Raw genomic sequence first — 11,756 nt, forward strand, 5'->3', positions numbered from 1 at the left:
GAACGCCGTGGCCGCGCCGCGCCCCAGCACGGCCCATGGGGTTTTGGGCGAACTGCACCTGTTCCCGGACAATCTGGCCGATCTCGTCGCCCTGCGCGCCACCCATCCCGATGCGGTGCTGATCGCGGGCGCGACCGACCTCGGCCTCATTGCCTCCAAGCAGCGGCGGGGCTTTCCCCTCGCCCTGTCCACCAGTCGCGTGGCCGAGCTGAAGCGCATTGCGCGAGAGCCGGAGGCCCTCGTCCTCGGCGCGGCGGTGACTTATGCGGATGGCCTCGCGGCGGTGGAAGCGGCCTTTCCCGCCTTCGGCGCGCTCATCCGGCGCATCGGCTCGCGGCAGATTCGGGCGCTGGGCACCTTCGGCGGCAATCTCGGCACGGCCTCGCCGGTGGGGGATACGCTGCCGGTGCTGCTCGCCCTCGACGCCGAGGTGGAACTGGCCGGGCCGGCGGGTTCACGCTGGATGAAGGTGGATGATTTCCTGACCGGTTATCGCACCACAGCCCTCGCCCCGGACGAGGTGATCGCCGCCCTGCGCCTGCCCTCCCTCGCGGCCGGCGAGCAGCTTTACGTCTGGAAGCTGTCGAAGCGCCATGACCAGGACATCTCCACCGTGCTCGCCGCCTTCCGGGTGCGGATCGCGGATGGCGTGCTGGTGTCGCTCACCGCCGCCTTCGGCGGCATGGCCGAGCGGGCCAAGCGCGCGCGGGCGCTGGAAGCGGCCCTTGCCGGCGCCCCGTGGGGCGAGGCTCCGCCCGAGGGCATCGAGGTGGCGCTCGCGGTCGATTTCGCGCCGCTGTCCGATCACCGTGCCAGCGCTGCCTATCGCCGGGCGGCGGCGGCCAATCTGGTGCGGCGGCTGCATCTCGCCACCACGCGGCCGGATCTGGCGCTGGAGGTCCACGCTTTATGAGCCGCGCGGTCCACGCCCCCGCCCGCCACGAGAGCGCAGGCGCCCATGTGAGCGGGCGCGCGCTCTATCTCGACGACATGCCGGAGCCCCCCGGCCTGCTGCACGGCGCGCTGGTGCTGAGCCCGCATCCCCATGCGCGCATCGTCTCCATCGATCTCTCCGCCGCCCGCGCCCTGCCCGGCGTGGTGGCGGTGGCAGCGGGGGACGTGCCCGGCGTCAACGACATCGCCCCCATCCGCTCCGGAGAGCCGGCATTGGCGCAGGGCGTGGTGGAATATGTGGGCCACCCGGTGGCCGCCGTGGCCGCGCCGACGCTGGATGAAGCCCGCGCCGCCGCCGCCTTGGTGAAGATCGCATACGAGAAGCTGCCCGCCCTCCTCGATCTCGACGAAGCCCTTGCCGCCGGCGCCCGCGTGGCGCCCGACCAATTGGTGGGCCGGGGCGACGTGGATGCCGCCCTCGCCATTGCGCCCCACCGCATCACCGGGGAAGTGCGCTGCGGCGGGCAGGACCATTTCTATCTGGAAGGCCAGATCGCCATCGCGGTGCCGGGGGAGGACCGCGACATGCAGGTCTATTCCTCCACCCAGCATCCCACGGAGGCGCAGCACGGCGTCGCCCATGTGCTCGGCCTGCCTTTCGCCGCCGTCACGGTGGAGGTGCGGCGCATGGGCGGGGCGTTCGGCGGCAAGGAGAGCCAGGCCACCATCATCGCCGCCATTGCCGCGCTGCTCGCCCATCACGCCGGAAAGCCGGTGAAGCTGCGCCTGCCCCGCGACGTGGACATGGAGGCCACCGGCAAGCGCCACCCCTTCCGCATCCGCTGGGACGCGGGCTTCGACGCGGACGGGCGCCTCGCCGGCCTCGACCTGGAGCTGGCCGCCGAGTGCGGCAATGTGGCGGACCTCTCCCCGGCGGTGGTCTCGCGCGCCCTGTGCCATGCGGACAATTGCTATTTCATCCCGGCGGCGCGCTATCGCGGGCTGCTGGTGAAGACCAACACCGTCTCCAACACCGCCTTCCGCGGCTTCGGCGCGCCGCAGGGCATGCTCGCCATCGAGGCGGTGATGGAGGCCATCGCCCGCCATCTGGGCCGCCCCATCGAGGCGGTGCGGGCGGCGAATTTCTATGGCGACGCCCCGCGCAACCTCACCCCCTACGGGCAGGAGGTGGAGGACAACATCATCGCCGAGGTGGTGGCGCACCTCGACGGGGCGGCGGACCTTGCGGCGTGGCGGCGCGATATCGCGGCCTTCAACGGGGCAAGCCCGGTGATCCGCAAGGGCCTCGCCACCATGCCCATCAAGTTCGGCGTGTCCTTCAATCTCACCACCCTGAACCAGGCCGGGGCGCTGGTGCATGTCTACACCGACGGCTCGGTGCAGCTGAACCACGGCGGCACGGAGATGGGGCAGGGCCTGTTCGTGAAGGTGGCGCAGGTGGTGGCGGACGCCTTCGGCATTGCGCTCGACCATGTGCGGGTCTCGGCCACCAGCACCGCCAAGGTCCCCAACACCTCGCCCACGGCAGCCTCGTCCGGCTCCGACCTCAACGGCATGGCGGCTCTGATCGCGGCACAGGAGATAAGGGGCCGCATGGCGGGCGTGGTGGGCACCCGTTTCGGCGTGCCGGCGGAGGAGGTAGTGTTCGCCGATGGGCGGGTGAGCGCGGGCAACCAGAGCCTGTCGTTCGGCGCGGCGGCCAAGCTGGCGTGGCACGAGCGGGTACAGCTCTCCGCCGCCGGCTTCTACAAGACGCCGAAGATCCATTTCGACCTCGCCACGGCGCAGGGCCGGCCCTTTTATTATTATACCTATGGCGCGGCAGCGGCCGAGGTGGCGGTGGATACGCTCACCGGCGAGGTGCGGGTGCTGCGCGCCGAGATCGTGCAGGATTGCGGCCGCTCCCTGAACCCGGCCATCGATCTGGGGCAGGTGGAAGGCGCCTTCGTGCAGGGCCTCGGCTGGCTCATCTGCGAAGAGCTGAAATGGACCCCAGAGGGGCGCCTCGCCACCCGCGGCCCTTCCACCTACAAGATCCCCGGCTCCCGCGACGTGCCGCCGGACTTCCGCGTCCACCTGCTCGACCGGCCCAACCGGGAAGAGACGGTGCTGCGCTCCAAGGCGGTGGGCGAGCCGCCGCTGATGCTCGCCATCTCGGTCTGGCTCGCCATCCGTGACGCCATCGCCAGCCTTGGCGGGGAAGGGCCGATTCGCCTCGATGCGCCGGCCACGCCGGAGCGGGTGCTGGCGGCGGTGGCGCTCCGCCGGGGCCATGCCGGGGCCGGATAACCCTCCGGCAGGCACGATTCCCGTTGCCTCCTGCGCCCCGCGTCGGATATCTCCCCCAACGCCCCGCGCCACAGGCCGGCGAGAGGACGCGACGCAAAGGACGAAACCGATGGCGCTTTTCGATTTGCTCCCCGCCTTCCGCCTGTCCGGGATGTCCGCGCTGGTCGTGTCGGCCGTCGCGTTCGCCGCGCCCGCCGCCGCCCAGACCGCCGCCGCGCCCTCCACCGATGCCCCGCCCACCGTGACCCGCTCGGTCCACGACGACTGGACGGTGCGGTGCCAGGGCGAGGCCGACAAGCGCGCCTGCGAGGCGGTGCAGACCCTTCAGCCCACCGGCGGCTCGGGCATCCTCGCCCATATCGCCGTGCGGGCGGACAAGAACGGCCCGGTCCGCCTCATCGTCCTGACCCCGCCCGGCGTGTGGCTACCCTCGAACGTGGCGCTCAAGGTGGCGGGTGTTGCCGACGTGGTGCTCACCTTCAAGCGCTGCGGCCAGCATTGCGTGGCCTCCACCGAGCTGGGCAAGGACCAGCTGGCGGCGCTGAAGGCCAGCTCCGGCGCCGGAGACCTGGTGTTCGAGGACGGCTCGCGCCATCCCATCATCCTGCCCCTGTCCTTCAAGGGTCTCGGCGCGGCCATGGAAGCCAGCCTCAAGGGCTGACGCGGCCTTCCGGCACGGGGCTCAGTTGGCGGGCGGCGGCGTGGTTGGCGCGGCCTTGTGTCCGCCGCCGTCCATGGCCGGCTCGGCGGCGGCGGTGCCGGCGCGACCCTTCACCGCCTCAAGCAAAGGCAGGGCGGCGCCCGAACGCTCGATGAGGCTCAGGGGATCGGCCATCACCATGGGCCTGTCCCACGGCCCGCGCACGCTGAAGGGCAGGTCCACGCCACCGGTCGCACCCTTGCTGGACGCGGGAATCAGCGAGGCATGGCCGGCAAGGTCGAGGGAGCGCTCGGCGATGGAGATGCTGCCCTCCATGCCAAGACGCACCTGCTTGCCCTGAAGCTGCATCTCTTCCACCGTCCCCACTCCATCCGTGATGGCGATGCGGCCGGAAAGGTCGGTGAAGGCGGTACGCCCGCCGCGGGCGTCGCTGCCGGCGGAAAGCGGCCGCCGCTCGATGCGCTGGAGCACCTGCGCGGCGTCGAGCCCCGCGAGATAGCCGTTGGTGGCGGAGATGGAGGCGCTGCCCGCGAGGGTGCGCGCGATCCCGGCGACGCTGCCGCCGGCGCCGGAAACCTCCACCTGGAGCGTCCCGGTGCCTTCGATGCGGCGCATGCCGGCGATGTCGTCGAGCGACCGGCCGAGGTCCACGTCGGTGGCTTCCGCCTCCAGCCGGACCTCGGCGCCGGTGGCGCGCCCGTAGGGCAGCGCCGGATCCGGCGCACCGGGCGCAAGACTGAGCGAGGCGCGCAGGAGGCCGCCCCAGCCGGTGGCTTCGCCCAGCACCATGACCAGGCGGCCGCTTGTGAGCACGGCGCTCGCCGCCACGGTGTTCAGCGTGGTCTCGTCCGCCACCACGCGGCCAGCGGACAGGCGCAGATCGAGGTCGAAGCCCTCCAGTACCGAAAGGTCGATGGGGTCACGGTCCCAGTTGCGGCCATCGTCGGCGGTCAGGTGGATGCCGCCATAGGGGGTGAGGGTGATCCGATCGGCGGCGAACGTGCCTTGCAACACCGGGCGGCCCTGAACAAGCTTCAGAAGGAAGGCGCCGTCGCCGCGATTGCCGTCCAGTTCCAGCGTGGCGTCGGTCAGGGAGAGACCGCCATCCTCCAGCGCGAGCTGGGTGGACAGGGCGAACGGGCCGAGGCCGCCCCGGGTGGGCGCCTCGATCCCGGACCAGTCGAGCAGGTCGCGCAGGGCGTCGGCTTCCGCCGACAGGGTGCCGGTGAGGATGGGTGCGGTCCCGAGCGCGGCGCGGCCTTGGAAGCGGGCCTCGGCGCCGGTGGCGGCAAGAACGACTCGCACCGGAGCAGGGGTGCCGCCGATGAAGCCTGCGGCGTCATCCAGGACAAGGCTTGCGGTGACGCGCTCGTCGCGCCAGTCGAAGGCGACCCCGAGCGAGATGCCGCGTCCGTCCGCCACCCGGTCGAGGTTGGCGGTGAGGCCGCTGACCAATTCCCGCGTCAGACCGCCTTCGGAGCGCCAGGCGATGGTGCCGTCCACGATCCGAAGCTCCGGCCACTGGGCGGCGGCAAACACGGGGGCCACCGCGAGGGCCGGCGTGAGGCCGTCTCCGGTCAGAACCAGGGTGGGGTGCTCGACGATCACGTCCTTCACCTCCACCCGGCCGGCGAGGAGGCGCCAGATGTCGAGCCGCGTCACCACGTTTTCGGCGTCGAGGGACTGGCCTGACGGCAAGGGGAAGGAGACCTTGCCCAGCACCACGCGCGGGGAGGGGAAGAGGCGCAGGGCGGGTTCGCCGAGGATCACCACCTTCTGCCCGGTGGAGCCGGCGAGCGCGTACACGGCAATGCGGCGCAACTCGGCACCGGGCACCACCAGCGGCAGGGCGGCGGTGACCGCCAGCAGCGCAGCCATGACGGCGCCGAATACAATCGCCGCCACCACGCCGGCACGGCGGGCATTTTTTCCAAAGCGCAGCATGAAGATCTTGATGGCTCCGATGGCGAAGGGCGCCGCCCGCACACGGCGCCTCCGACCTCGATACGGAGCGGAACCATCCAAGCCCTCTGTGTCGCTTTGATGGCTCCAACGGGTGTGAACGCGGCCGACGGCCCGGCGACCAGCGCTGCGGTTGCCGCCATCCCCTGCCGCTGCGTCAGTCTGCCCCGGACGGGGACGCATACTCGGACGAGGCCGGGCTGCTGCTGCGCGCGCGCCCCGCCGAGGAGCGCAGGGCGGAAGCGGACATGCGGGCGAGGAGAATCACCGGTCCCAGCCCGACCATGAGGATGACAAGGGCGGCCAGTGCCCCATCCTCATAGGTGCCGCGGGCGGCCTCGCCATAGACGTGGGTGGCGAGCGTCTCCAGCCCGAGGGGGCGCAGCAGCAGGGTGGCCGGCAGCTCCTTCATGGCGTCCACGAACACCAGCAGCGCGGCGGTGGCGAGGGCCGGGCGCAGCAGCGGCAGGTGGATGCGCCGCACCGTGCGCGGCTTGGACGAGCCGAGGCTGCGGGCCGCCATGTCGAGGTGCAGGGACAGCTTGGCGTAGCCGGCCTCGATGCCGCCGATGGGGATGGCGAGGAAGCGGATGGCCAGCGCCAGCACCAGCGCCGCCCCGGAGCCGGAGATCAGCAGGCCGGTGGAGATGCCGAAGGTCTGGCGCAGGGCATGGTCCAGCGCATTGTCGAAGCCGGCCAGCGGGCTCAGCAGCCCCACCGCCAGCACCGTGCCCGGCACCGCATAGCCCAGGCTCGCGAGGCGGGCGAAGCCGGACGCCAGCGGCGCGCGGGTGAGTCGCTGCGCCAGCGTCACCAAGAGGCCGAGCGACAAAGCGAGGGTGGTGGCGGCCAGGGCGATGAGCGCGGTGGTGGCCGCCTCGCCGAAGATGCGCTCGGGAAAGCCGGTCTCGACCATCCGCCGCGTGGCGGAGATGGAGAGATGCACGAACGGCACGATGAAGCCCAGCGTCACCGGCACGGCGCAGAACAGCGCGGCGCCGAGGCCGGTGAGGCCGGCGAGCCGGGTGGGGGCCTGCGGGCGGGCCGATCCGGTGGCGACGAAGCGCTTGGCCCGCCGCGCCGCCCGCTCCACCAGGATGAGGGCGAGCACGAGGGTGAGCATCACCAGGGCGATCTGCGCCGCGCCGGGCAGGTTCGAGCGGTTCACCCAGGTGGTGTAGATGGACACGGTGAGCGTGCGCACGCCGAGGAATTCCGAGGCGCCGATGTCCCCCAGCGTCTCCAGCAGCACCAGGGTGAGGCCGGCGACGATGGCGGGCCGGGCCAGCGGCAGGCCAACCTTCAGGAAGGCGCGCCAGCGGCTCGCCCCCAGCGTGCGGGCCACTTCCAGCGCCGCCGCCGACTGGAGCACGAAGCTCGCCCGCGCCGAGAGGTAGACATAAGGGTAGAGCACCACCGACAGCACCAGGATGCAGCCGCCGGTGGAGCGCACATCCGGCAGGCGCAGGTCGCGCGGGCTGGCGATGCCGAGGACGGTCCGCAGCGCCTCCTGCACCGGGCCGAGCGGGTGCAGCACCTCCAGATAGGAGAAGGCGACGATATAGCCCGGCACGGCGAGGGGCAGCAGCAGCGCCCATTCGAGCACCGCGCGGCCGGGGAAGGAGCAGGTGGCCACCAGCCACGCGCAGGGCACCGCGACGGCGAGCGTCACCAGGCCCACGCCGAGCAGCAGCAGCCCCGTCTCCATCAGCGCATTGGGCAGCACCGTGGCGATGAGATGGGGCCACATGTCCCCCGAGCCTTCCGCCGCGATCGCGCCAAGCGCGATCAGCGGCAGCAGGACCACCAGCGCCACCAGCCCGGCGGCCAGGAGGAGCGGGGAGAACCGCGCCGGCAGGGCAAAGCGAGCCGGGCGCGGTTCCGGGATGAGGACGGCGTCGGCCACTTCAGCCCCGCTTTTCAGTGTCTGCCGCGCTTTCGGTCCGGCCCCGTCAGTTGTCGAAGCCCACCTTGTCGATCAGTTCGCTGGCGTGCTTGCGGTTCTTGGCGATGTCCACCAGCGAGATGGTGTCCACCTTCAACGGACCGAGGTCGGCGATCACGGGATCGATGGTGGCGGTGGCGAGCACCGGATATTCGAGATTCTGCTGGGCATAGACCGCCTGCATGGCGGGGGAGACCGCGAATTCCAGCAGCTTCACCGCCTCGGCCTTGTGGGGCGCGTTCTTGGCCACGGCTGCGCCGGAGACGTTCACATGGGTGCCGCCGCCCTGGAAGGTGGGCAGCAGCACGCCGATGCCGTCGCCCCATTTCTTCTGGTCGGGGCCGCCCTTGCCGGAGCGCATGAGGCCCACATAATAGGAATTGCCCACCGCCAGATCGCAGATGCCGCCGAGGATGTCGCGCGCGCCCTCGCGGTCGCCACCGGCCGCCTTGCGGGCGAGATTGGCCTTCACGCCGCGCAGCCACGCTTCCGTCTTCGCCTCGCCGTGGTGGACGAGATAGGCCGCGACCAGCCCCACATTGTAGGGGTGCTGGCCGGAGCGGATGCAGATCTTGCCCTTCCACTTGGGGTCGGCGAGATCCTCATAGGTGATGGCGGAAAGCTTCACCACGTCCTTGGCGGTATAGATCAGCCGGGCGCGCAGGGAGAGCGCATACCAGTTGCCGTCGGGATCGCGCAGGTTGGCGGGGACGGCGGCGGTGAGCGCAGGCGAGGTGACGGGCTGGGTGATGCCGGCGTCCACCACGTCGAGCAGATTGCCCACGTCCACGGTCATCAGCACGTCGGCAGGGGAACTTGCGCCCTCCGCCTTCACGCGCTCGGCGAGGCCGTCCTTGATGTAGACGCTCTTCACCTCGATGCCGGTGGCCTTGGTGAATGCCTCGAACAGGGGGGCAGCGAGGCCGGGCTCACGGGTGGTGTAGACGTTCACCACCTGCTGCGCGACGGCGGCGTGGGGCGCCAGAAGCGGGCTCGCCAGCAGCAGCGCGCCGCCGGCAAGCAGGCCGCGCGAAAGGAGCAGGCCGCGCGAGAAGAGATCGCGCGAAAGGAGATTGCGCGAAAATGTGCGGCGCGAGACGGCGCGGCAAAAGGGGTGGAACTCGGCCATCGGTATCCCTCTGTGCTTCGGCCGCAGGGCCGTTTCGGCAAGATGGGATTGTGGCTAACCTTTCGCTTTGCGTTCCGTCAACGAAGAAGAAAGGGGAGTGAAAACATTGGAAAGCATCTAATTATTCTTTCAAATGATTCCAATTATAATGTGATTGATCGCCACCGTGCCGTCGCGTTGGCTTGAGCCTTCAAACGCGTCGATGTCCAGTGCTGCGGCCTGCGCTGCGGATTTGAGAGGCAACCGTTTTTCGCTGACCGGCAGGGGCTCCAGCCGGGGACGGAAACGAAAAAGCCCGGCGCGAGGCCGGGCTTTCGATTGTGGCTGTCTTTTCGATCGTGCCTGTCTTGCGCGTTGGCGCAGGCGACTCAGTCGTCCAGTTCGCCGATATGGTGCTGGGCGTAGAGCTGCAGGCCGAGCTTGGAGACGAGGTCCAGCTGGGTCTCAAGGAAGTCGATGTGGCCTTCCTCGTCCGCCATCAGTTCCTCGAAGAGGTCGCGGCTCGGATAGTCCTTCACCGAGTGGCAGTAGGTGGCGGCTTCCTGGTAGAGCGCCCGCGCGTCCAGTTCGGCGGCCAGATCGCAATCGAGGATTTCCTTCACGTCCTGGCCGATCCGCAGCGGATCCAGCACCTGCATGTTCGGGAAGCCGTCGAGGAACAGGATGCGGTCGGTGAACTTGTCCGCGTGCACCATCTCCTCGATGGACTCGGCGCGCCACTTCTTGGCGAGGGCCTTGTAACCCCAATTGTCGAGCATACGGTAGTGGAGCCAGTACTGGTTGATGGCGGTCAGCTCCGAGCGCAGCCCCCTATTGAGGTACTCGATAACCTTTGCATCACCCTTCATATTCCGCTCCTGAGGCCTGATGGCATCTTGTTTGGATTCATCGTTAGATCAATTCTAATCTCGATGCAACACCGGTGAAGGAATACCCGCGCGATTTCATTCCGCAGCGGAAGCAGGTGGGTTCGAGACGTGAGGGTTGAGCCGTTACTCCGCCGCCACCATGCCGGTGATGGCCGCGACCGGACAGTCGTCAGCACAGGCCCCGCAATTGTGCGCCTGCACCTGGTCCATCAGGGCGCGGATGGTGCGGGCGCAGCGGCCGCACTGGGGAGAGCAACCGAGACAGCGATAAACCTCGCCGGGGGTGCGCAATCCCTGGGATCCGGCAAGGGCGTCGAGCACTTGACGGTCTGAAAAGACGTTGCATGAACAAACGATCATGGCCAAGCTCGGAAAGGCTGAATTGGAAAACTTCTAAAAAGTTGTTTCTATTACATTTTTCGCAGGAAAGGGTGGCGTTCGTCAACTCCGTAGAACTGCGACATGGTGCTTCCGCCACCGTCTTCACGGTCTTAGGCTACAAGAATGGAATAATTCCACTTTCCGGGAGCGACCACGGCGGTGCCTCGCCACCGCAGGCGGCGGCATTCTACCAGCGGCGTCGGTCTTGATGCTATCCCGGCGGCAGGCGCAGGCGCGCGATCATGCCGCGGGCCGGCTCCGGCGCCACCTCGAATGTACCGTCGAGCGCCTCGGCCTCCCGCATCAGACGCGCCAGCCGCAGGGGGCGTCCGGCCGCGGCGAAGCGGTCGGCTGACGGGGCGGGACGGGGCGCGAGCGGATCGCGGGCCGCCGCCAGCGCCACCTCGTCCAGCGCCGCACCGCCGTCGCTGACCTGAAGGCAGGCGCCGGCAGCCCCGTCGTCAAACACCGAGACGCTGACGCTGGCGCCCGCCGGCGTGGCCGCGAGCGCCTCTTCCAGCATCAGCCGCGCCAGCCGGGTCACCTGCGGGCGCCGGGTCGTCACCCTCACCGTGTCCGGCGCATCCAGCCGGAGCGCGATGCCCCGGCGCCGCGCCGCGGGCGCCAGCGCGGCCGCCGTGGCGGTCACCAGCCCGGCGAGGTCGCACCGTTCGGGCGCGGCCTTTTCCTCTTCGGTCGCAAGGGTTGCGAGGTCGTCGAGGGTCGCGGCGACGACGGCGAATGCGTTGCGCGCCGGCTCGGGCAGGGCGGCAGGCGGCAGCGTGCCGGCGAGGCGGGCCAGGGGCGCGGCCAGGGCCTGCCGCAGCCGGCTGGCGAATCGGGGCAGAAGGTCGGGCGCCTCGCCAGCCGCCGCTGGAACGGCCGGCGCATCGGGGTCCACCACCACGCACAGCATCTGGTCGTCGGCGCCGGCGCGGGTGATACCGGCGCGGGCCGGCGAAAGGGTGCCGGCGCGGTCGCGCAGGGTGAGCGTGATCTGTTCGCCGGCCGCGCCCGCCGCCACCCGGTCGAGGGCGGCCACCACGGCCGAGCGGTCTTCCGGCGCCACCGCGACGATGAACGGCTCGCCGGCAAGATCCAGGGCGCAGAAGCCGGTTCGTTCGGCGGCGGCCCGGTTGGCGAGCCGGATGGTGCCTTCCGGTTCCAGCAGGAAGACAGGCCACGGCACCATGTCGAGCGCCGCGCGGCGGGTGATGGCGCGGGCCTCGCGACCTTCCGCTTCGCTCAGGGGCCGGATCACATGGACCAGTGCCGGCCGGCCGAGGAAGGGCGCCGCCACCAGGCGCACCTCCACCGGAAGGCGGCTGCCGGTGGCCGTGGCGAGATGCAGGCTGGCGCCGTCGCGCACCAGCAGGGTGTCGAGCCCGCCGGCCGCCGCGATGTCGGTCAGGTCCTCCCAGCCGGTCAGGGCCAGCAGGGTGCGGTTGGCATAGGCCGCCGCGCCATCCTGCTGCACCAGCAGCCCGAGGGGCAAATGATCGAGCAGGTCGAGGTCGTCGGCTGCGGCGGGCTGCTGCGATGCGGGCGGGGCGTCGGGTTCGGGGCGGTCGCCCACATCCGGCAGCGCGGGGATCGGGCGGTCAC

General features: G+C 70.4%; 9 protein-coding genes. 3 read left to right on the forward strand and 6 right to left on the reverse strand.

Going from position 1 to position 11,756, the window contains the following annotated elements:
• From K9U41_RS18865 to K9U41_RS18875, 3 genes are all read left to right on the forward strand, one after another.
• The coding region (locus K9U41_RS18865) for an FAD binding domain-containing protein (protein ID WP_282642411.1) at positions 1–913 on the forward strand (913 nt) is incomplete at its 5' end.
• On the forward strand, positions 910–3,204 hold the full coding sequence (gene xdhB, locus K9U41_RS18870; RefSeq protein ID WP_282642412.1) for a xanthine dehydrogenase molybdopterin binding subunit: 2,295 nt from the start codon (positions 910–912) through the stop codon (positions 3,202–3,204). The genes K9U41_RS18865 and xdhB, both read left to right, overlap by 4 nt.
• 109 nt (positions 3,205–3,313) lie before the next feature.
• Complete coding sequence (locus K9U41_RS18875; RefSeq protein ID WP_282642413.1) at positions 3,314–3,865, forward strand: invasion associated locus B family protein; 552 nt, start codon at positions 3,314–3,316, stop codon at positions 3,863–3,865.
• 21 nt (positions 3,866–3,886) lie between these two features.
• Here the strand turns inward: K9U41_RS18875 and K9U41_RS18880 are convergent, their stop codons facing one another.
• The 6 genes from K9U41_RS18880 to K9U41_RS18905 all read right to left on the reverse strand — a co-directional run.
• Positions 3,887–5,851 carry an AsmA family protein gene (locus tag K9U41_RS18880; protein ID WP_282642414.1) on the reverse strand — a complete coding sequence of 655 codons (1,965 nt, stop codon included), beginning with the start codon at positions 5,849–5,851 and terminating at the stop codon, positions 3,887–3,889.
• 133 nt (positions 5,852–5,984) lie between these two features.
• On the reverse strand, positions 5,985–7,733 hold the full coding sequence (locus tag K9U41_RS18885) for an ABC transporter permease (protein ID WP_282642415.1): 1,749 nt from the start codon (positions 7,731–7,733) through the stop codon (positions 5,985–5,987).
• Between the two features lie 46 nt (positions 7,734–7,779).
• Positions 7,780–8,901, reverse strand: coding sequence for a Fe(3+) ABC transporter substrate-binding protein (locus K9U41_RS18890; RefSeq protein ID WP_282642416.1), 1,122 nt, complete (start codon positions 8,899–8,901; stop codon positions 7,780–7,782).
• 368 nt (positions 8,902–9,269) lie between these two features.
• A complete protein-coding gene (bfr, locus tag K9U41_RS18895) occupies positions 9,270–9,749 on the reverse strand; it encodes a bacterioferritin (protein WP_282642417.1) in 480 nt (159 codons plus the stop codon).
• Positions 9,750–9,893: 144 nt separating this feature from the next.
• On the reverse strand, positions 9,894–10,130 hold the full coding sequence (locus K9U41_RS18900; RefSeq protein ID WP_282642418.1) for a (2Fe-2S)-binding protein: 237 nt from the start codon (positions 10,128–10,130) through the stop codon (positions 9,894–9,896).
• A 232-nt stretch (positions 10,131–10,362) separates the two neighbouring features.
• Positions 10,363–11,756, reverse strand: a 1,394-nt coding sequence (locus K9U41_RS18905) for a PAS domain S-box protein (RefSeq protein WP_282642419.1), incomplete at its 5' end; no start/stop codon positions are given.

Origin of the sequence: Xanthobacter autotrophicus, from assembly GCF_029991245.1 — a bacterium.
Taxonomy (GTDB): domain Bacteria; phylum Pseudomonadota; class Alphaproteobacteria; order Rhizobiales; family Xanthobacteraceae; genus Xanthobacter; species Xanthobacter autotrophicus_C.